At 60.3% G+C, this 21,167-nt stretch carries 18 protein-coding genes; 9 read left to right on the top strand and 9 right to left on the bottom strand.

The genetic code is table 11. The features are described 5' to 3' along the window. Positions 1-98: 98 nt before the first annotated feature. From IE091_RS15635 to IE091_RS15655, 5 genes are read right to left on the bottom strand one after another with little or no spacing between them, the layout of a single operon-like run. Complete coding sequence (locus IE091_RS15635) at positions 99-983, bottom strand: hypothetical protein (protein WP_189464065.1); 885 nt, start codon at positions 981-983, stop codon at positions 99-101. Beyond that, positions 980-1,423: a pilus assembly PilX family protein gene (locus tag IE091_RS15640; protein ID WP_096921939.1), complete on the bottom strand. Its 444-nt coding sequence runs from the start codon at positions 1,421-1,423 to the stop codon at positions 980-982. Before IE091_RS15640 ends, IE091_RS15635 begins: the two co-directional genes overlap by 4 nt. A gap of 1 nt (position 1,424) precedes the next feature. Beyond that, on the bottom strand, positions 1,425-2,459 hold the full coding sequence (locus IE091_RS15645; protein ID WP_096921940.1) for a PilW family protein: 1,035 nt from the start codon (positions 2,457-2,459) through the stop codon (positions 1,425-1,427). Position 2,460: 1 nt separating this feature from the next. Then, complete coding sequence (gene pilV, locus IE091_RS15650) at positions 2,461-2,868, bottom strand: type IV pilus modification protein PilV (RefSeq protein ID WP_096921941.1); 408 nt, start codon at positions 2,866-2,868, stop codon at positions 2,461-2,463. 21 nt (positions 2,869-2,889) lie between these two features. Beyond that, positions 2,890-3,360: a GspH/FimT family pseudopilin gene (locus IE091_RS15655; protein ID WP_039174952.1), complete on the bottom strand. Its 471-nt coding sequence runs from the start codon at positions 3,358-3,360 to the stop codon at positions 2,890-2,892. Positions 3,361-3,722: 362 nt separating this feature from the next. On the opposite strand from IE091_RS15655, the gene katG reads away from it, so the two are divergent. The 4 genes from katG (at position 3,723) to IE091_RS15675 (ending at position 9,875) form a co-directional block, all read left to right on the top strand. Beyond that, positions 3,723-5,876, top strand: coding sequence for a catalase/peroxidase HPI (gene katG / locus IE091_RS15660; RefSeq protein WP_096921942.1), 2,154 nt, complete (start codon positions 3,723-3,725; stop codon positions 5,874-5,876). A 248-nt stretch (positions 5,877-6,124) separates the two neighbouring features. Next, positions 6,125-6,373 (top strand): helix-turn-helix domain-containing protein, encoded by a 249-nt coding sequence (locus IE091_RS15665; RefSeq protein ID WP_016915307.1) that lies wholly within the window; start codon positions 6,125-6,127, stop codon positions 6,371-6,373. Positions 6,374-6,376: 3 nt separating this feature from the next. Then, on the top strand, positions 6,377-7,684 hold the full coding sequence (locus tag IE091_RS15670; protein ID WP_189464066.1) for a type II toxin-antitoxin system HipA family toxin: 1,308 nt from the start codon (positions 6,377-6,379) through the stop codon (positions 7,682-7,684). 169 nt (positions 7,685-7,853) lie between these two features. Then, on the top strand, positions 7,854-9,875 hold the full coding sequence (locus tag IE091_RS15675) for a PhoX family protein (RefSeq protein ID WP_189464067.1): 2,022 nt from the start codon (positions 7,854-7,856) through the stop codon (positions 9,873-9,875). An 18-nt stretch (positions 9,876-9,893) separates the two neighbouring features. Here the strand turns inward: IE091_RS15675 and IE091_RS15680 are convergent, their stop codons facing one another. Genes IE091_RS15680 through IE091_RS15690 form a run of 3 tightly spaced genes read right to left on the bottom strand, consistent with a single transcriptional unit; the run spans position 9,894 to position 12,288 of the window. Continuing rightward, positions 9,894-10,838, bottom strand: coding sequence for a 5-oxoprolinase subunit C family protein (locus tag IE091_RS15680; protein WP_189464068.1), 945 nt, complete (start codon positions 10,836-10,838; stop codon positions 9,894-9,896). Further along, positions 10,835-11,539, bottom strand: coding sequence for a 5-oxoprolinase subunit PxpB (pxpB, locus tag IE091_RS15685; protein WP_189464069.1), 705 nt, complete (start codon positions 11,537-11,539; stop codon positions 10,835-10,837). The genes IE091_RS15680 and pxpB overlap by 4 nt, the downstream gene beginning before the upstream one ends. Then, positions 11,536-12,288 (bottom strand): 5-oxoprolinase subunit PxpA, encoded by a 753-nt coding sequence (locus IE091_RS15690; RefSeq protein ID WP_189464070.1) that lies wholly within the window; start codon positions 12,286-12,288, stop codon positions 11,536-11,538. Before IE091_RS15690 ends, pxpB begins: the two co-directional genes overlap by 4 nt. A 412-nt stretch (positions 12,289-12,700) precedes the next feature. Between IE091_RS15690 and IE091_RS15695 the strand changes: the two genes are divergently transcribed. The 4 genes from IE091_RS15695 (at position 12,701) to IE091_RS15710 (ending at position 16,653) form a co-directional block, all read left to right on the top strand. After that, complete coding sequence (locus IE091_RS15695) at positions 12,701-13,690, top strand: LysR family transcriptional regulator (protein WP_189464071.1); 990 nt, start codon at positions 12,701-12,703, stop codon at positions 13,688-13,690. A gap of 17 nt (positions 13,691-13,707) precedes the next feature. Next, complete coding sequence (locus IE091_RS15700) at positions 13,708-14,697, top strand: TRAP transporter substrate-binding protein (protein ID WP_039174994.1); 990 nt, start codon at positions 13,708-13,710, stop codon at positions 14,695-14,697. A 64-nt stretch (positions 14,698-14,761) separates the two neighbouring features. After that, positions 14,762-15,325 carry a TRAP transporter small permease gene (locus IE091_RS15705; protein ID WP_039174996.1) on the top strand — a complete coding sequence of 188 codons (564 nt, stop codon included), beginning with the start codon at positions 14,762-14,764 and terminating at the stop codon, positions 15,323-15,325. A gap of 23 nt (positions 15,326-15,348) precedes the next feature. Further along, positions 15,349-16,653 (top strand): TRAP transporter large permease, encoded by a 1,305-nt coding sequence (locus IE091_RS15710; RefSeq protein ID WP_189464072.1) that lies wholly within the window; start codon positions 15,349-15,351, stop codon positions 16,651-16,653. On the opposite strand, the gene IE091_RS15715 is transcribed toward IE091_RS15710, so the two are convergent. Further along, entirely contained in the window at positions 16,650-18,194 is a 1,545-nt protein-coding gene (locus IE091_RS15715; RefSeq protein ID WP_189464073.1) for a sensor domain-containing diguanylate cyclase, read from the bottom strand. The two genes, IE091_RS15710 and IE091_RS15715, sit on opposite strands and share 4 nt — an antisense overlap. Positions 18,195-18,411: 217 nt before the next feature. Here IE091_RS15715 and IE091_RS15720 point away from each other — a divergent pair, with 217 nt between their 5' ends. Beyond that, complete coding sequence (locus tag IE091_RS15720; RefSeq protein WP_189464074.1) at positions 18,412-21,111, top strand: bifunctional diguanylate cyclase/phosphodiesterase; 2,700 nt, start codon at positions 18,412-18,414, stop codon at positions 21,109-21,111. Positions 21,112-21,167: the final 56 nt, after the last annotated feature.

Here is a 21,167-nt window from a genome sequence, read left to right on the forward strand (position 1 = left end):
GGGTGGCGGCGCATACCGCACTGGAGCAACTGTTTGCGGGGGAGGTGCCAGCCTTCATGCAGCAAGAAGCCCCGACTCAGCCAACCGGTGCTGAATAGTTACGTTAGTTCTTGGTAGCGGTCTATTGAATGATCCTGTCTGGAGGTGGGGTAAGCATTAGTACGCCAATACTCTGTTCTGTCGTCTGAAGGGCCTGGAAGGTCTCGTAAGTCACGATCGACGATGAAATAACCAGGAACGCCCACATTAAAAAAGGCGTAGAAATCGCTGTTGGGTAAACGAGTGCGATAGCGTTTGGTAGTGGCGTTCCAGGCACCGTCAAAATCAGGGTTATACCAGCTTGGGTTGCTCTGCAGTGAGTAGCGAACGTCAACAGCACGTTCTGTCAAGCGCCACGCTACGGTGTTGCCAGAATTGAAACTATTTCTGTCGGTAGAGGCAGGGTTCTGTTGATAGGCCATTAAACCCAGATTGATGCTAGTACGATAGTCTTTGATTATTTGTAACCCAACACGCTTCATGGTGCTGGATTTGCTCAACGGTGAGCGTGCACCAGCGGGGCAGTTTTCTGCATTGAAAGTATCGGGCTGACAGGCCTCCAGATTTTCTCGGTCACCGTCTTCCTCGCCAATCGCCACCCGGCCATCCAATCCCTCCTGGCCACTTTCCGAGTTGTCCAGAATCAGCAGAACATTGGGGGGCACTCGACTGACGACGTTCAAAGGCGCTGGGGAAATACCGACACGGTCACTGGGAATATCGAAATCTTCGTCGATAGGGGCATCGTCACCTCCGCCAATGGGGGGCTCTGGTTCTGGTGGCGGATCAGGCGTTGGTTCTGGTTCCGGGTCATCCAGATCCAGGTCTTCGTCTGGATCATAATCTGGGGGTGGTGGTGAAGTTCCTCCATGGGCTGGTTCATGTGCCATGCTGAACATAAAGGTAGCCACCAGAATTAACGGTAAAAAACGGATGTGCTTCACGGGGTCACTACCTCCACCGGCTGCTGGCGAACGAACAAGGATTCAAGTATCACGCGAGTATCTTCACCACGGCCAAATCCTTGGGCTTCAACGCGATACAGAATATCGAGGACCTCACCGCCTTCATTATCGGAGCGCAAGTCGATGGTCCCGATTCTTTGTGAACGGTAGCGCGGGTTGCGATTGAGCTGAGCCATGTTCATGGTGTGCGTTGACCACTCCTCCGAAGGGTCTGCGCCGTTTTGCAGGCGTGTCTCAGCTTCCCGCAAGGCGGCTTCGGCTGCCTGAAAGGCAATGCTATGGTCGCGTTGGCTGGAGGCCATGCGGTCCTGTGTCATGGCCCCTTGCATGGACGAAAGGCTCAGTATCGTCACGATGGCCAGGAAAATAAGGCTGAGCACCAGCGCCATGCCTTGCTGTGGGTGGCCTCGCGTCGACATGTCAGCGGTTCCTCAAGGCGATGGTGGTGGTGAACGCCTGATACAGTCGCCCTTCACCGCCGATAAAGGCGTTGGCGCCTCGGAAGTTGCCTACGGCCAGGGTGGTGTCGGCATTGCGCAGGTTGGGCCGGTCGCTTTGCACGATCAGGGTAATGCGTACCGCCCGTACGGCGGGCCATTGGGCATCGTCGATGTCATCCGCTGCGAGATAGTCATCGTCCACCAGAAACGCTGTCCGCATGGCCACCACATGGCTGGCCAAGATTTCATTGCGTGGCGTGGCTTGACTGATATCCAGCCGCATCAGTGCTGGAGTGTCATTGTTGTCCGGGTCAAGGCCCAGGTAGTAGATGGCACTGCCCAGCGCGCTCAGCGATACGTCTTGCCCTGACTGATAGCCGAGCCCGCTGGCAGCGCCCCAAAGGCTGGTATTGGCCGCTACGTTACTCTGCCAACCCGAGGAGCTGGCTTTTCGCAGTACGCCAGCATTATTGGAGGTGTTATAGAAAATATCGCAGTTCAACAGGCCCTGCAGCAGCACCAGCCGTTGATTGAACACGGCACCTGTTTGCGCGTTCAAGGTGATCTGTTGATTGCTGTCGACGCTGGCGATCTCCAAGGAGTCATCGGCAAAGCCAGTGCGTGCAATCAGGCCGCCTCGAAACGCCAGCACATCCTGGTTGGCCAGCGGGCTATTCAAGCTGTCGGCAAAATCGGCGTTGGAGATATCCCGCCATGCCTGTAGCGGCAGGGGCGCGCTGCTGGCATCGGCAATGTTGCGTACGTGCACGGTGGTTTGCGGCAAGGCGCAGCCGCCGCTGTAGTCGGTTTGGCGCAGTTCGCGTGACAGCGTATCCAGGGCAAATCGGCCTGTGTCCTGCATATCGGCCAGGGCCGTCTGGAAGCGAAAGCTCTGCTGCGACGAAATGAACAGCTGCGTCGCCCCCGCCATGACCAGAAGGCCAATGACCATGGCCACCAGCAGCTCGACCAGCGTAAAACCCGCCTGGGTTTGAGGGGGAGTGACATGGCTCACGCTAGAGCTCCGATACCAGTTGGATTTGCCGAACGTCGTCGGGGGCGGAGGTATCGTCCCAGCGCACCGTGACACTGACGCGCCGATTGGCCACCTCGATGCCGCCTTCGCCACCGGGCAGTGCTGCGGCCAGGTCCTCTACCCACTGTGTCTGGTCACGGCCGGGAAGGCCGCTCCCTCCGGGGGCGCTGCCTAATCCCAGCGTGTAGGAGGGGGCTTGTTCGCGATTGGCACGCACTCTGTCCAGCATGTCTTGTGCCATGTTGGTGGCCTGGGTTTCGAAATAAGCGGCGCGGTTATGCACCAGGGATTGGGTTTGTAGCCCCAGTACACCCAACAGGCCGATCGACAGCATCAGCAGGGCAATCAACGATTCCAGCAGTGAAATACCGCTTTGGGCCTTGGGCATCAGGTCATACTCGACGTTGAGTTAGTCACAGGCTTGCCGCTGGGTCAGCACCCGGGAGATTCCGCTAGGCTCCACACGCACGCAGCGGCCGATATCACCCAGCGTTAGCGAGACATTCTGAGAGGTAAAGTCGGCACCCACCAACCGCCCCAGGCTGTTGAACCTGAAATTCGCTGGCGCATCTTCGATCGTCAGGTCCGCCGCAGAGGGCTCCCAGCGGCGCAGGCTTTCACCGTTGGCGATCACTTCCCAACCCGTGCTCCACCCTCCGGCGGCAGGCTGCAGGCGAACTGTCTGATTACGTCGTACGGCCTCGCTGCGCGCAAAGCTCAGCGCTATCTTGTAATCGTTGGTCGTCGTGATGACCCGATTCTCCTGGATGATTCTGGCGAAGCTGGGAACCGCGATGGTGGCCAGCGTGGCAAACAGGGCAAGCGCGACCAGCAATTCCAGCAAGGTAAAGCCGGTGGAGAGACGTTTTGTCGTCAGCATGCAGTGCTACTCTGATAGTCGAAAGGCCGAGTACCACCTGACCAGATTCATCATATCGTTGTTTGATTTTACGTCATGAAAGTATAGCGTTAATAGAGGGACGGGCACGAACCCTGAACGTGGGTATCGGTCATCCTCGTCAACGCTCGTATAAGGGGTATCGACGTAAAGGCCAAAATATTCAATAGTCGAGAGCTATTGAATTGGTCAGAAAATGCAAATTGTGGCTATCGGTAAGGTGCTATAAAACTGTGACACATCAATAATGCATCCGAGGCGCCAGCAATCATCGCCTTCAGCGCAGATGCACTGTACTTGTTCCCTTGGTCATTCCAAGGCATAGAGCAATAAGGGAGAGAGCTATGAGCGGTAAATGTCCTGTCATGCATGGCGGCAACACATCGACTGGTACTTCCAACAAGGACTGGTGGCCGGAAGGGTTGAACCTGGATATCTTGCATCAGCAAGATCATAAATCAGACCCGATGGGCGCAGACTTCAACTACCGTGAAGAAGTGCGCAAGCTCGACTTCGACGCATTGAAAAAAGACGTTCATGCGCTGATGACCGATAGCCAGGAGTGGTGGCCAGCCGACTGGGGCCACTACGGTGGCTTGATGATTCGTATGGCGTGGCACTCCGCAGGCACCTATCGTATCGCCGATGGCCGTGGGGGCGGTGGCACTGGCAGCCAGCGCTTTGCGCCGCTCAACTCCTGGCCGGACAACGTCAGCCTGGACAAGGCTCGTCGTTTGCTGTGGCCGATCAAGAAAAAGTACGGCAACAAGATCAGCTGGGCCGACCTGATGATCCTGGCAGGTACCGTGGCCTATGAGTCCATGGGTCTGCCCTCCTACGGCTTCTCGTTTGGCCGTGCGGACATCTGGGAGCCGGAAAAAGACATCTATTGGGGCGACGAGAAAGAGTGGCTGGCGCCCTCCGACGAGCGCTACGGCGATGTCGAAAAGCCCGAGACCATGGAAAACCCGCTGGCGGCCGTTCAGATGGGGCTTATCTATGTGAACCCGGAAGGCGTGAATGGCCAGCCCGACCCGCTGAAAACCGCCCAGCAAGTGCGCGAAACCTTTGCTCGCATGGCGATGAACGACGAAGAAACGGCCGCGCTGACGGCGGGTGGCCATACGGTGGGCAAGGCCCACGGTAATGGCGATGCCGGTGCGCTGAGTGCCGAGCCCGAAGCGTCCGACGTCGAAAATCAGGGCTTTGGCTGGAACAACCCGCACATGGACGGTAAAGCCAGCAAGGCGGTCACGTCGGGCATCGAAGGGGCGTGGACCACTCACCCGACGAAATTCGACATGGGTTACTTCGACCTGCTGTTTGGCTACGAGTGGGAGCTGAGAAAGAGCCCCGCCGGTGCCCATCAGTGGGAGCCGATCGATATCAAAGAAGAAGACAAGCCGGTCGACGCCACCGACCCCTCCATTCGCCATAACCCGATCATGACCGATGCGGACATGGCGATGAAGATGGACCCGACGTATCGCGCCATCTGTGAAAAATTCATGGCGGACCCGGAGTACTTCAAGCAGACCTTCGCAAAGGCCTGGTTCAAGCTCACCCACCGCGACCTGGGCCCGAAAGCGCGCTACATCGGCCCGGAAGTACCGGCGGAAGACCTGATCTGGCAAGACCCGGTGCCCGCAGGCAGCACCGACTACTGTGAAGAAGTCGTCAAGCAGAAGATTGCGGCCAGCGGTTTGTCCATCGGCGAGATGGTCGCGACGGCCTGGGACAGTGCCCGTACCTATCGTGGTTCCGACATGCGCGGTGGCGCCAACGGCGCGCGTATTCGTCTGGCACCGCAAAAGGATTGGCAGGGCAACGAGCCCGAGCGTTTGGCCAAAGTGCTCAGCGTTTACGAGCAGATTTCAGCCGACACCGGTGCCAGCGTGGCGGATATCATCGTGCTGGCGGGTAGCGTCGGTATCGAGCAAGCTGCCAAGGCGGCGGGCTACGATATCCGTGTGCCCTTCCTGAAAGGCCGTGGCGACACCACTGACGAGCTGACCGATGCGGACTCCTTCGCACCGCTGGAGCCGCTGGCCGATGGCTTCCGCAACTGGCAGAAGAAAGAGTACATCGTGAAGCCGGAAGAGATGTTGCTCGACCGTGCGCAGCTGATGGGCCTGACAGGCCCGGAAATGACCGTGCTGCTGGGTGGCATGCGTGTGCTGGGCACCAACTACGGTGGCACCAAGCACGGCGTCTTCACGGACCGTGAAGGCCAGTTGACCAACGACTTCTTCGTCAACCTGACCGACATGGCCAACACCTGGAAGCCGGTGGGCAGCAACGCCTACGAAATTCGCGACCGCAAGACCGGTGCCGTGAAATGGACCGCTTCGCGGGTGGACCTGGTGTTTGGCTCCAACTCGCTGCTGCGCTCCTACGCCGAAGTGTATGCCCAGGACGATAACGCCGAGAAATTCGTCAAGGATTTCGTGGCCGCCTGGACGAAGGTGATGAATGCGGATCGCTTTGACGTCGCGTAATCACTATTAATGCCAGCAAAAACCCCGCATCTCAAGATGCGGGGTTTTTGCTATCTGCAGCCCTCGAGTCTTTACGTGCCAAAGTCCTTTCTGAGGTGCTCTGAACATGCTACGGCCAACAGGCATATCAAGAAATCCTCTATAGCGGATAATTGCGAAAAATCCTTTATAGGGTATAAAATGCGGTTTATCCGCTAAAGGGGATAGATCCAAGGAATCGTCCTGAGACATCGTCCTGAGACATAGCCATGAAAATTACCTCACCCGATATGCTGGCCAAGGCCTTGAAAGAAGCCCGCTCCCATAATGGCATGAGCCAGAAAGATGCCGCCGAACAGGTCGGCATCAAACAAGCCACCGTCTCCGCTTTCGAGAATCATCCGGAAAAAAGCCGCGTTGAAACGCTCTTCAAACTGATGGCTGCCCTCGGGCTAGAGTTACATGTGGCAAAGAGAGAGAGTAAGCAAAGTGAACAGGTGTGGGATGAGGAGTGGTAACCAGTGGCTAACCTGACGGTAGCACTCAACGGTATCGAGGTAGGCCGACTCAGCCTCGGCCGTTCCGGCGCCATGGCTTTCCGCTATCTGCCTAAATGGCTAGACCGCCCCGGCGCACGCGCTATTTCATTATCCATGCCGTTATCTTCGGCAAGCTATCGTGGCGCGGTGGTTTACAACTTCTTCGATAACCTGCTGCCCGACTCCGAGGCGATTCGCGCCAGAATGCAGGCAAAATTTCAGCTGGCGACCGGACACCCCTTTGACCTTCTCGCCGCCGTAGGTCGTGATTGTATCGGCGCTATTCAGCTGTATCCCGAGACAGACACCATACCCAATGTTCGACAGATCACAGCAGAGCCGCTGGATGAGACGGATATCGCGACCTTGCTCAGCGGCTACCAAGAGTTACCGCTTGGCATGCATCGTGATGGAGACTTCAGAATCTCGCTCGCCGGGGCGCAGGAAAAAATGGCTCTGCTTTGGCACAGGGAATGCTGGCATCGGCCATCATTTGCCACGCCCACCAGCCACATCTTCAAGCTGCCCATTGGGTTTCTCAGTCACAGCAATATCGACCTTCGCGATAGCAACGAGAACGAATGGCTATGCCTGAAGATTCTCGAGGCCTTTGGAGTGCCGGTTGCTAACGCCGAGCTGGCGCGCTTCGAACAGCATACCGTGCTGGTGGTAGCGCGATTCGACCGACGCTGGTCGAGCGACGGCAGCTGGTTGATGCGTCTCCCGCAGGAAGACTTTTGCCAGGCACTGGGCATTGCACCGGCACTGAAGTATGAGAACGACGGTGGGCCAGGTATCCGGGCAGGCATGGAATTGCTGATGGGTTCCCAGCAAGCCACGAGCGACCGGGAGAACTTCTTCAAGGCTCAGATCATGTTCTGGCTGTTGGCCGCCATCGATGGGCATGCCAAGAATTTCAGTGTGTTCATCGAGCCACAAACTGCTTACCGAATGACGCCGCTCTATGACGTTATTTCCGCCTATCCCCTCATGGCAAAAGGAAGCCTGCCCGAAGCAAAGGCCAAGATGGCGATGTCGCTGAAAGGCAAGAACCTCCACTATCACTGGTCACGTTTCTTGCCACGCCACTTTCTCAGTACGGCCCAGCAGGTGGGGTTTTCTCGGCGGCGGACGCTGGAAATCATACAGAGCATACTCGCACAGGCTGACGCAGCCATGAGCCGGGTAGCGGCGCTGCTGCCGGATGATTTTCCTGACACCGTGAGTGCCCCCATCATGGAAGGACTGGGTCGACAGCTAAAGAGACTGGAAAAAGATATAGACCAATGACACCTGCTCCCTGTTCAGGTGCTATTCAGGCTTCGTCAAACCTTCACCCAACCGTCACGAGCATGACATGTTGCGCGCCGATGCTGCTGAGCAAGCCATATTGGCTGTTTCTCATATAAGCAAGCAAATGGGTAAGCCAGCAGTGGGCCGCTCATCAGGGAGATGCATCATGACGAAGAAAACTGTGGCAGGCAGTGTCGATAGCGTAATGGCTCAGGGGGATGAGCCGCTCAGCAACCGTTCCAGCAATGCCTATTTTGGCGACATTCTGGAGCGGCGTTTGAGCCGCCGAGGCGTCATAAAAGGGGGGCTGGCAACGGTGATCGCGGGCCTGATGGCGACCAAGCTGCCGTTGACGCAAGCGCTGGCCGCCAATGCGGGCGTGGGTTCACCCACCATGGGATTCAACCCTGTAGGTATCAGCGCTGCCGATAACGTCGTGGTGCCTGAGGGCTATCGTGTGCAAAGCTTCATCCCCTGGGGGACGCCCATCACGGGCGACATGCCCGCGTTCAGCCTGGCGGCTTCCGGGGAGCAGCAGGCGCATCAGGTGGGCAGCCATCACGACGGCATGCACTTCTTTGCGCTGAACGGCAGCTCCACCGACGGTCTGTTGGTGCTCAACCATGAATACGTGGAGCCACGCTTTTTGCACGCGGCGGCCAGTGGCCTGGCGCTGGACCGGGATGCCTTTCCTCAGCATGAAGATGGCAGCCGCGATGCCGATCAGGTGATCAAGGAGATGAATGCTCACGGCGTGAGTGTCGTGCGCGTTCGTGCCAATGAGCAAGGCGAGTGGGAAGTGGTGCAGGATGCCCTGAACCGCCGCATTACCGCCCAAACGCCCATGCAGCTTTCGGGCCCGGTGGCGGGCACGGAACACCTCATTACCCAGTACAGCCCGGAAGGTCTGATGACGCGTGGCACCTTGAACAACTGTGCCCACGGGGTCACGCCCTGGAACACCTACCTGGCAGCCGAAGAGAACTGGGCGGGCTATTTTGCCAACACGGATACCGACATCGATCGTCGCCAGTCGCGCTACGGGATCGAAACCCGCGACACCGGTCGTTATCAATGGCACCGCGCCGATCAGCAGAGCGATCAGTTCAGCCGCTTCGATGCCAGTAGCCGGGGAGCCAGCCCGGCAGACGACTTCCGTAACGAACCCCATGCGTTTGGCTGGATGGTCGAAATCGACCCGATGAACCCCGATTCCGTGCCGGTCAAGCGTACCCACCTGGGGCGCTTTGCCCATGAAGGCGTCATCTTTGCCCCTGCGGTGGAAGGGCAGCCCGTGGTAGCGTACTCTGGGGACGACTCCCGTTTCGAGTACATCTACAAGTTCGTTTCACGGCGCCCCTTCGACGCCGCGACGGCGGACGGCAGCCTTTTGGATGAAGGCACGCTTTATGTGGCCAAGTTCAACGATGATGGCAGCGGCGAGTGGTTGGCGCTGGCCCCCGGCCAGAACGGCCTGACGCCCGAGAATGGCTTTGCGGACCTGGCGGATATCCTGGTCAATACGCGCAGTGCCGCCGACCATGTGGGCGCCACCAAGATGGATCGCCCGGAGTGGGGCGCCGTCGACCCGCAAACCGGCGACGTCTATTTCACGCTGACCAACAATACGCGCCGCGCAGAGGGCGACGAGCACCCCGCCAACCCGCGCGCCAACAACAGCTTTGGCCATATCATCCGCTGGCAGGAAGAGGGCTCTCACGCAGGCGAGCGCTTTGCCTGGGACCTGTTCGTGCTGGCAGGCGACCAGGACGATAGCCGCGACCTGGCGGGCAATGCACTGGTAGAAGACAACATCTTTGCCAGCCCCGACGGCCTGTGGATCGATGCCGACCGCCGAGTATGGATACAGACCGACATCAGCGAATCCGAAATGAACACCGGTATCTACGAAGTCTTCGGCAATAACCAGATGCTGGTCGCCAACCCGGAAACCGGCGAGATCAAGCGCTTCCTGACCGGGCCTGTGGGCCAGGAAATCACCGGCGTGGTGACCACTCCAGACCAGCGCACCATGTTCGTCAACGTCCAGCACCCCGGCGCCACCACCACCGAAGAAGCCTTTGCCGAAGGCCGCTTCACCAGCCACTGGCCGGAGGGCGGCAGCGCCATCCCGCGTTCCGCCACGCTGGTCATTACCCGCGAAGATGGCGGCATTATCGGCGCGTGAGTGCGGTTTTCAACGCCCTCACGACCAGGCATCCAGCAGGCGGCGATACGCCGCCTGCGCCTGGGTTGCGCTGATAGGCTGCAAACGCACTTCTGTACCCGGCAGGCACTGCGCCAGCCGGGCGCAGGCCATGGGCGTCAAAGCACCTAAACGCGGGTAGCCCCCAATGGTTTGGCGGTCGTTCATCAGAATGATCGGCTGGCCATCGGGGGGGATCTGCACGGCCCCTAAAGGAATCCCTTCAGAGACGATGCCGCCCAGGCGGCTGTTCAGCGCTTTGCCGGTGAGCCGAATGCCCATGCGGTCGGCGCGCTGGTCGACCGTCCAGGGCTGGTTGAAGGCATCGAACAGGCTGCGCCCGGCAAAGTGGGCGGCCTGGGAGCCCAGCACCATATCGAGTCGTACCGTTTGCGGCGTGCTGGAAATCGCAGCCGTTGGCAGCTCAGCGTGGGCGGGCAGCGTGCGCACCGACGCCGAAATGCCTTTCCAGGTCAGCGTATCGCCCGCCTTGAGCGGCTGGCCATCTTCATGCAGCCCGCCTATCTGCTCTCGGGCGGTGCATGCTCGGCTGCCCAGCACGGCGGGTGCATCGAGCCCGCCAGGGAAGGCGAGATATGCGCGCAGGCCTTGCTTTGGCTGACGAAAAACCAGCGTCTGGCCCGCCTGCATCAGGAAGCTGGCGTTGGGGGCAAGGGGCTGGCCGTCCAGTGTGGTGGCCAGGTCGGCCCCGGTCAGGGCGAGGCGTACGTCGCGGTTGGCCACCAGGGTCAGGTTGCCGCCCATGACGATTTCCAGGGCTGCGCTATGCAAGGGGTTGCCCAGCAGCCAGTTGGCCCAGCGGAAGGCGATCCAGTCGGCGGCACCGCCTTGGGTAATGCCCAGGTGGCCAACGCCGAAGCGGCCTGCATCCTGAATCAGCGCCAGCGGCCCGGCTTGCTTGACGGTCAACATGGGCTGGCTCATGGGCGCTCCTCCAGCGGGGTGGTGTCGCCGCCGGCCGCTTCGAACTCGGCTTTTGAGATCGCCTTGAAGCGCACTTTATCGCCGGGGCGCAGCAGCGGCTCGCCGCGTTTGGCGTGCTCGAACAGCGGCACGGCGGTTCTACCCAGAATGTTCCAGCCGCCCGGGGAAAGCAGCGGGTAGATGGCCGTTTGTCGGTCGGCAATGCCGACGCTGCCCGCCGCGACGCGGCGGCGGGGCGTTTTCAATCGTGGAGTGGCAATGGCCTCGTCCACCAGGCCCATGAAGCCGTAGCCAGGGGCAAAGCCCAGCGCAAACACGCAGTAATCGTGGCTGCAGTGGCGCTCGATCAAGGCATCGACGCTGAGCCCGGCGCGCGTTGCTACCATGGGCAATTCGGGGCCAACGCTTTCGTCGTACCACACGGGAATCTCGTGCAGCTGCCCCTGCTGGGTGTCGGCAGGGGTGAGATCGTGCAGCGCGCTACGCACCAGCGTCGTGGCCTGGGTAAAGGTGAGCTTCTGGCAATCGTAGTGCACCAGCAGAGTGGTGTACGAGGGAATCAGGTCGATCAGCGCATGAGCAAAAGCGCGGCGTAGTGCCTCGTCGGCGGCCATGATCCAGGCCATATTGCGTTCATCGATGGCGTCGAACAGGCGCACCGTCAAGGCGTCCATGGCGGCGGTTTCCAGGCGTAGTTTCACGCGGACTCCAGCGCCGTGAAGGCCTCGCGAATGGCGCGCACGGCAGCCACGGATTCGGGGTTGTCGCCATGCACGCAGAGCGTGTCGCAGGGTAACTGCAAGGCGCTGCCATCTCGGGCGGTGAGCGCTTCCCCTTTGGCCAGCGCAACCGCTTGGGCGACGATGGTGGTCTGGTCGTGGTGCACGGCCCCTGCCAGGCGACGAGAGGCCAGATGGCCGTTGGCCTCATACGCGCGGTCAGCGAAGGTCTCGAACCACAGCGTGACGCCCATTTTTTTCGCTAGCTGACGGTGCGGCTCTGGGTCAGCGGTGGCCATCACCATCAGCGGCAGGCGGGCATCGAAGGCTTTCACGGCGCGCATGGCGCCTTCCAACAGCGCCAGGTTGGCGGCCATGTCGTTGTACATGGCCCCGTGGGGTTTGACGTAGCTCAGCGCCGTGCCTTCTGCCTGGCAAATGCCCGCCAGCGCGCCGATCTGGTAGAGCATCATGTCTTCCACTTCATCCGGCGTGCAGGCCATGGAGCGGCGGCCAAACCCCATGAGATCCGGGTAGCCCGGGTGCGCACCGATCTTCACGTCGTGCTGGACCGCCAGGGCCACCGTCTTGCGCATCACATGGGGGTCGGAAGCGTGGTAGCCGCAGGCAATGTTGGCGCAGTCGACGTAGGGCATGACGTCTGCGTCCAAGCCAATCGACCAGTTGCCGAAACTTTCGCCCATGTCGCAGTTGAGAAGGGGAATGGCCATAGCACCTCCAGCAGATGGATTATGTTTTTGATTGTGCGAATCAATATATGGAGGCGCGATATCAAGTGCCAATCGTTTTTAGCGATACTTAATATCGGCCCTTCCTATCATGCTGTTATTTAGTGGAAAAATGGTTGACGCTAGGGCGCGATACGATTATCAACTAAATAAAGCACCTCAAAAAAACATAAAAGAAACGCTCAGGCAGGATTCGGCAACACGTCATCGCGACGCAGAATAATGGCCGCCCACGAGTGATTTCCCAGGAGTGCATCATGCGGTCGTCGCCAGCCCCGCGACAGCGCATCCGGGATTGCCCGGATATGCTGAACATACATTCTCCGTACAGCCCCCTGTGCTTGCCTTGCGGCGTGGCATTCTGTGGCTGTCTCGATATGGCTGGTTAGGCATCATGCTCGATTTCAAGGAACTGGACGCCTTCGTCTGGGCGGTCAAGCTGGGGTCCTTTCGCAAGGCGGCCTTACGCTTGCACATCACTCAGCCGTCGGTTTCCGAACGTATCTCGCGGTTGGAAAACAGCGTGGGCGACATCTTGCTGGAGCGCTCGGCGCGCCCCATTCAGCCCACCATGCGCGGCCGCGAGTTCTACCTGCATGCAGAGCGCTTGCTGGCCCAGCGCGAAGAAGCCCTCAAACTCTTCGACAACGACGAAACGTTTTCGGCGCCGCTGAGGCTGGGCACCATCGAAACCATTGCCCACAGCTGGTTCCCTACGTTCATGCAGCAGCTCACGGCGCGTTACCCTGCGCTGATCATCGAGCTGACCGTGGATTACTCCCCGGCGCTCAACGAGCGGCTGCTCTCCAACGAACTCGATGTGCTGCTGGCCATGAACGGCTACCTGCCCACCGAACAAATCGAGTACGACACCCTCAGCCCCTATGAAATGGGCATGTTCGTGTCGCCCCGTCATGCGCGGATGCTGGGCGAGCACCCCGATGCCTGGGTAAGTAGCCTGCCGTTCATCTCGTTTGGCAAGCTGGCGCGCCCTTATGAAGAGCTGCTGCGCTACTTGAGCGACCAGGGCGTTCGTCAGCCGCGTATCCATAGTGTCAGTACGCTGATGACCATCGTGCGGCTCACCGTGGAAGGGCTGGGCATCGGTGCCCTGCCGGTGGCCACGGTGCTGGAGGAGTGGCGGCGGGGCGAGCTGTACCGGCTGGCGCTGCCTGCGCCGCTGCCTGCCATGCACTACGACGTCATCTGGCGCACGGCCAACCACTCCCGGTTTTGCCGCAGCGTGGGCCGTCTGGCCCAGGAGTGCGCACGGGGCTATGCCCATGACAAGCAGAGCGACATTCGTCATACCGCTTCTACCGGCCGCTGGGTGACCCCTGGCGTGCTTCCTTCCCACCCCGTTGCATCATCCCTATCAATATGAATAAAAGGATCATTCCCATGCGTACACGTTTTGCGACTCCGCTGTTGCTGGCCACTGCCTGTAGTCTTGCCGCCGCTGCCACGGCGCAAGCTGCCCAGTGGACCATGGCCACGCCCTACGGCGATGCCAGTTTCCATACTCAAAACACCAAGCAGTTCGCCGAAGACGTGGCCGAGGCCACGGGCGGTGAGCTGACCATCACGGTACACAGCGGCGGCTCGCTGGTATCGCATGGTGAGATCAAGCCTTCAGTGCGCCGTGGCACCATCGATGCCGGTGAGGTGTTCCTGTCGGTACTCTCCAACGATGACCCGATTTTCGAGGTCGACACACTGCCAGGCGTCGCCGGTAGTTACGACGATGCCTACGCCCTGTGGGAAGCGACCAAACCGATGATCACGGAGTTGTTCGCTTACGAGGGATTGATTCCGCTCTACGCCGTGGCATGGCCCGCCCAAGGAATCTATACCGCCAAACCGCTGACCGACCCGGCACAGTTCGAAGGACTGCGCGTGCGTGCGCCCAATATCAACACCCAGCGCTTCGTCAACAACCTGGGCGGCAGCCCCACCGAAACCGAAGAGTCGGACATCCCCACGGCGTTCAGCACCGGCCGTGTGGATGCCATGATTACCTCCAGCTCGACCGGTAACTCCATGGCCGCCTGGGACTATGTCTCGGACTATACCGATGCCAACCTGTGGCTACCGAAGAACATCGTGTTCATCAGCCAGCGCAGCTTTGATCGCCTGGACGAGGCCACCCAGGAGGCGCTGATGGAAGCGGCAGCCCGTGCCGAAGAGCGTGGCTGGCAGATGAGCCGCGATAACAACGAGGCCAGCCTGGCGGCGCTCGAAGCCAACGGCATTAGCGTTTCCGAGCCCAATGAGGCCGTGGCTGCAGCGTTGCAGGCAGCAGGCGATGCGCTGTTTGCCGACTGGTTGGCCCGTGCCGATGATGAAGCCGAACAAGCGCTGGAAACCTATCAAGCCCAGCGCGGCGAATAATCTGGCTCCACGTGGGGCGGTGTGACCGCCCCTTCTTCTCTGCGCACTGTGCGAGACTGCGAACATGACGTTTAAATTCGACAAACTCTACCGCCTGGGTGCCTGGGGAGCCGCCGCGTGCATGGTGGCGATTTGTGCGCTGATCGCCCTGCAGGTCACCTTCCGGCTGGTGGATGCACTGCTGGTGCTGGTGGGTCTGGGGCGGCTGGGCATCAGCATTACCGGGGTCTCGGAAATGGCCTCTTACCTGCTGGTCGGCGCCACGTTTCTGGGGCTGGCCTACACCTTCGTTCACCACGCACACATTCGTGTCACCCTGCTGATTTCGCGACTGCCGTCCGCCATTCGCGTCTGGTTTGAAGTCTTCGGTCTCATCGTCGCGCTGGCCATCAGCCTGCTGCTGGGGTACGGGCTGATCGAACTGGCCAGGGAAAGCCTGCAATACAACGATGTCTCGTCGGGGTTCATGGCCATTCCGCTGTGGATTCCGCAAACCGTGTTAGCCACGGGGGTGGGATTACTGTGCCTGGCGCTGCTGGAAGCGCTGATCACGGCGCTGCGCATTGCCGCCCGCGACCCGTCCAGCTTCCGCGAAGCGACGGCCACCGATGACAGCGAGATGCCCTAGCTCGGCTACTCTGGAGAATTCCTGTGCTACTACTTAGCTTGGTGACGATGTTTACCCTGGTGCTGCTGTTGGGCAGTGGGGTGTGGATCGCGTTTGCGCTGATCGGAACGGCGTGGATCGCGTTGGAGTTTTTTAGCCCGTTTTCACCGGGGCCGATTCTGGCCTCCGATTTCTGGGGCGCCAGCTATGGCTGGGATTTGACGGCGCTGCCCATGTTCATCTGGATGGGCGAGATTCTGTTTCGCTCGGGGCTGGCCGACAACATGTTTCGTGGCCTGTCGCCCTGGTTGAACCGCCTGCCGGGCCGTCTGCTGCATACCAATATCATCGGCAGCGGCATGTTCGCGGCGGTGTGCGGTTCGTCGGCAGCCACCTGTGCCACGGTCGGTAAAATGACGCTGCCGGAGCTGGAACGTCGAGGCTACGACAGCAATATGGCCATTGGTACGTTGGCCAGTGCGTCCACCCTGGGCCTGCTCATTCCTCCCTCCATCGTGCTGATCGTGTATGGCGTGGTGACCGAGCAGTCGATCTCACGGCTGTTCATGGCCGGTATCGGGCCGGGCCTGATGATTCTGGCCCTGTTCATGACGTATCTGGTGCTCTGGGCGCTGCTCAAGGGCAACCGGGAACAGTTGACCGGTGCCGACGAGTCGAGCATGAGCCTGGCGGAAAAGCTGCGCAACACCTGGGCGCTCATGCCGATACTGCTGCTGATCGGCGGTATCATCGTGTCCATTTACGGTGGTTTGGCGTCGCCGACGGAAGCCGCCGCCGTGGGGGTCGTGCTGTCGATGGTGATTGCTTACTTCAATGGTCATTTCAACCGAGCCATTTTCACCAGCTCACTGTTTGCGGCGGTGCGGACGGCGTGCATGATCGCCTTCATCATTGCCGGGGCCTCGTTCCTGACCTCGGCCATGGGCTTTACTCAGGTGCCCATGCAGCTGGCCCGTGCGATTGGGGAAATGGGGCTGTCGCCCACCATGCTGCTGATTGCGCTGACGGTACTGCTGCTGCTGATGGGCTGTTTCCTGGACGGCATTTCTCTGATTCTGCTGGTGACGGCGATCATCATGCCCGTCATCAGTGCGGCAGGCTTCGACCTGATCTGGTTCGGTATCTATCTGGTGATCGTGGTGGAGATGTCGCAAATCACGCCGCCCGTCGGGTTCAACCTGTTCGTGATCCAGGGGCTTACCGGCAAGGATATCCTGACCATCACCAAGGCAACGCTACCGTTCTTTCTGCTGATGCTGTTGGCAATCGCCTTGATGCATATCTTCCCTGAGATTGCGCTGTACCTGCCCCAGGCGATGAACCGCTAACGCGATAAAATCGCTCGCCCGTAAACGGCGATACCGCCCCGACCAGCGCGCTTGATGGCGTACATGCTCTGGTCGGCGGCGTCGATCATCTCTCTTTCATTGGCAAACTCGCCATCGTCGAGACACGCAATACCGATCGAGACGGAGATATAAAGCAGCTCCTGGCCAACCTCGGCCATGGGCTGCTCCTGCAGGCGTTGGGCAATCCGTTCGGCAAAATGCTGAGCCGTTTCGGCCGTTTCGTCGGGCAGGATGACCAGAAACTCCTCACCGCCATAGCGGCCCGCCAGGTCACCCGCCCGAGTCAGGGCCGACAGTGTACTGCCGAACTGGGCAAGCACCTGGTCGCCGGCCTGGTGGCCGTAGCGGTCATTCAGCACCTTGAAGTGATCCAGGTCGATGAACACGACCGAGAGCGTGCGCTGCCGGGAGCGGCAGCGTTCGAAGCATTCATGCAGCTGCTCTTCCAGCCAGGCGCGATTGGCAAGCTGGGTCAGCGGGTCGATGCGGCTACGCTGTTCGAGCTGCGTGTAGTCCTTCAGGAGCGATTCACTGCTCCTCTGCTGCGCTTCCAACTGAGTGCTGAGCATCAGCGTGTGTTCGAACAAGCGCTGATGGGCACGTTCGATCAACGAGTAACTATCCACGGTCACGGCTAGCGGAATGTCGAGCGAGTGCGACAGCGGTGGCAGCGTTTGCTGCAGATAGGTCAGCAGCGTATCAAGGGCCAATGGCTGAGGGAGTGCCATCAGGCTTGATTGGCGCATCAGCAGCGCCAGCGCCTGGGCCGGGTCGGGGGAGAGCCAGGCATCGGCGACCAGCCCCGACAAACGGATGCACAGGTCAGCCAGGTTGTCGGTCTCCAGTGTGCCATGGCTTTCATACACGCTGCGGGCCAGCGTCTCGTGTGCGCCCCATTTCGCTAACAGCCATGCACCGACCAGAGTGTGATCACAGCCAAACAGGCGCTGCTCGGCTTGCGTGACCTGCTGGTGCGACACGCCTTCATTGCCATAAAGGTGTTCCGCATCGACCGGGAAGGCTTTCTGCAGGGCAAGCATGCCAATATCCTGCAACAGCGCGGCCGTGAACACGCACCCAGCCTGTTCGGGGCAGTGTTGCTGGGCGAAGTAGCTGGCCGTGACGGCCGCCGTGAAGGCTCGCTGCCAATAAAGGCCCTGACTGGGCGCTCCACTGTGCTGCTCAAACAGCTTGAAACTGAGCACCGTGGCCAGGGTGGCATCGGTGCCTAGCCGTTGTGTCGCTTCGAAACAGGTCAAGGGCGGCTGGCTGGCGCGCAGGTAGTGCACGCTGTTGGCCACGCTCAGCACTCTGGCCGTCAGGGCGGGGTCGTGTTCGATGGTCGTGGCGTAATCCGTCAGGGTGGCGTCGGCCATACTGGCCACCTCCAGCACACGCATGGCGACCATGGGCAGTGAAGGAAGGCCCTGACACTGCAGCAGCGCGCCTCCCAAGGCAGGGGGCATCTGATCGGCAAGCTGGCGGTAAAACGTTTCGCTGATGGCGGCTGAGCTCGTCATGTGATTTCCTCGTACGCCGAACAGCGGTGTGGGCGACTTATCGTATAGGGAAAGCTATTGTTTACCATAGTGTACGCCGCACCGATATGACGGGGGTACAGCCTCTATCCCTAAGACCCTGGTTTATGCTGCAAATGTCACTGTGTTTTTTTACCTGAATTCAGGTTAAAAAGAGTCAAAGCCGAGCTGCTTAAAAATGACACAAGCGAGTGCCGTGATGCACACCAGACAAGAAGCAGCAGAGATGTTTCGCCAACTGGCAGAGGGGCTTGGGCATAGCCACCGGCCCTCCTTTTTCGATGCGCTGGTGGAGCAGTTGGCGCGACTGGTGGCGGTAGAGCATGCCCTGATCGCAGTGATCCGAGCGCCTAATATAGCGGAAACCTTGTCCGTATGGTCAAACGGTGCGCTGGCGAGCAATATCCGCTACTCGTTGACAGGGACGCCCTGCGAAACCGTCGTGGGCCACCAACCCTGCCTCTACCCCTGCAACGTGCAAGAGCGTTTTCCGCAAGATGAGCTATTGGTGCAATTGGGCGCCGAGAGCTACATGGGCTTGCCGCTGTTTGCTGCCGATGGTGCGGCCATTGGCATTCTGGCGGTATTGAGCAATCGGCCTCGGGCATTCGATGGGCTCGAGAACGAAATCCTGCGTATTGCGGCAGCTCAGGCGGGGGCCGAGCTGGGCCGTCGCCAGGCCGAAAGCGCCTTGCAGGCAAGCGAGCTGGCAGCCAAAGAGAGCGAAAGGCGTCTGGATACCCTGCTCAATCACCTGCCCGGCATGGCGTACCGGTGCCAAAACGATCGCGACTGGACCATGCTACTGGTGAGCCAAGGCGCCACGGCGCTGACCGGATACCACCCGGATGAGTTGGTGAAAAGTCGTGTCATCAGCTTTGGTGAGCTGGTGCACCCAGAAGACTTTCCACGCCTCTCGGCGGCCGCGCAGCGGGCGGTCGAAGAGCGCTGCCCTTTTCGCGTGACCTATCGGCTCCGGCATCGCGATGGGCGCGAACGCTGGGTCTGGGAGCAGGGCCAGGCCATCTATACGGAGAGCGGCGAGCCGCTCTGCTTTGAAGGCTTCATTACCGATGTGACGGATCAGCAAGTGTCACAGCGGGTGCAGCAAGCCGTGGTGGAGGTGGCGTCGACGGTGACCTCGCGGATCGGGGACGACTACTTTTTACAGCTGATCACGACCCTGACGCGCCTGCTGGAGGCAGATGCAGGCTTGATTGCCCTGCTGGAGCCCCCTCTGCCTGGCGAAGGCTTGCCTGATGCAACCGATGCCGTGCCGGTACGCACCGCCAGTCTGGTCAGCCTGGTCGTGGATGGCCAGGCTCAGGCGAGCGGGCACTTTGCCTTGCCTGGCACGCCCGCCGAGCGAGTGGTCATCGAACAGGAAAGTACCGAACTGCACAGTGCTGGCTACTGGCTGCCGGGCAACGCCCTGAGGGCCGAGGCCTGGATCGGGCGGCGGCTGGATAATGCCCAGGGCGATGCCATTGGGGTCATGATGGTGTTCTACCGACAGCCGCTGTCCACCAATGCCTTTGCCACATCGGTACTGCAAATACTCTCGACCGGTGCGGCGGCCGAGCTGGAGCGGCGCCGAGATCATCGCCGTATTCACCAGTTGGCCTACATCGATACCATCACCGAGCTGCCCAATCGCGCCCATTTCATGGAGCAGTTGGCGACGCTGGGCGCCCAGGCCCAGTGCGAGCGTAAGTCGCTGACGCTGGTGCTGCTGGACCTGCGTCATTTCAAGGAGATCAATGACCTGCATGGCCATCAGGTGGGAGACGCGTTGCTGGCCACCGTCGCCAGGCGTCTCCAGCAGCTGCATGACCTGAGCGGCCACTGCGCGCGGCTCTCCAGCGATGAGTTCGCACTACTTCTGCCGCAGCATCAGGGAGTCGCACTGGAAGCCTTCATCAGGCAAGTGATCGAGGCCATCAGGCACCCGATTCATCTGGAGCACCGTGAGTTTCAGTTGGATGCCAGCATCGGTTTCGCGCGCTACCCCAGCGACGTGGCCGCCCCCGCCGAGCTGTTCAACGCCGCCAGCATTGCGCTGCACGATGCCAAACAGCGCGATGCGGGCATATCTCCCTATACGCAGACCATGCGCCGCACGCTGGAGCGCCAGCAGTGGATGACCGAACGCTTGCACCGCGCCATCATCGAGCGGCGTCTGGAACTCTACTTTCAGCCGCAGGTAGACCTTGAGACCTATGCACTGACCGGTGCCGAAGTGCTCTGCCGCTGGCATGACCCGGAGTGGGGCTGGGTCAGCCCCGGCGAGTTCATCCCCCTTGCCGAACGGCGTGGGCTGATCCGCCTGCTGGGCGATTGGGTATTGGAAGCATCGGCGCGTCAGTGGTCGGACTGGCAGGTGGCGGGCACTCCGCTGCCTGGGCGGCTGTCGATCAACATGGCCGCCCAGCAGTTTGCCGACCCACGGCTCACCGAGCACGTCGCGCGGCTCACCCAAGGAGTGCCGCCGCAAGCGCTGGCCCTGGAGCTGACCGAAAGCGACTTCATGCGGGATCCGGATCAGGCGGTCATGATTACCCAGGCCATGCGTCAGGCGGGGTATGCGCTGTTGATCGATGACTTTGGCACCGGGTATTCGTCACTCTCCTACTTGCGCCGATTCGAGGCGGATGCCTTGAAAATCGATATCTCTTTCGTGCGCGACATGCTGGACAATCCCCATGATCGCGCCATCGTGCAGACCATCATCGCCATGGCCAACGCGCTGGGCATGAAAACCCTGGCCGAGGGTGTCGAGCAGCAGGCCCAGGCCGAGCTGCTGGCACAACTGGGCTGTCATCAGGCTCAGGGGTATTGGTTTGGGCGGCCTCTGCCAGCGGCTGAGTTTGCCGCCACCTGGCTAAGCCGCCAGGGCTAGCCGCGCGTCATCGTCCTGTCATCATCCATGGCATACCCTACGCGCGCCATACCGCG

Origin of the sequence: Vreelandella hamiltonii, from assembly GCF_014651775.1 — a bacterium.
In the GTDB taxonomy this organism is placed as follows: Bacteria; Pseudomonadota; Gammaproteobacteria; order Pseudomonadales; family Halomonadaceae; genus Vreelandella; species Vreelandella hamiltonii.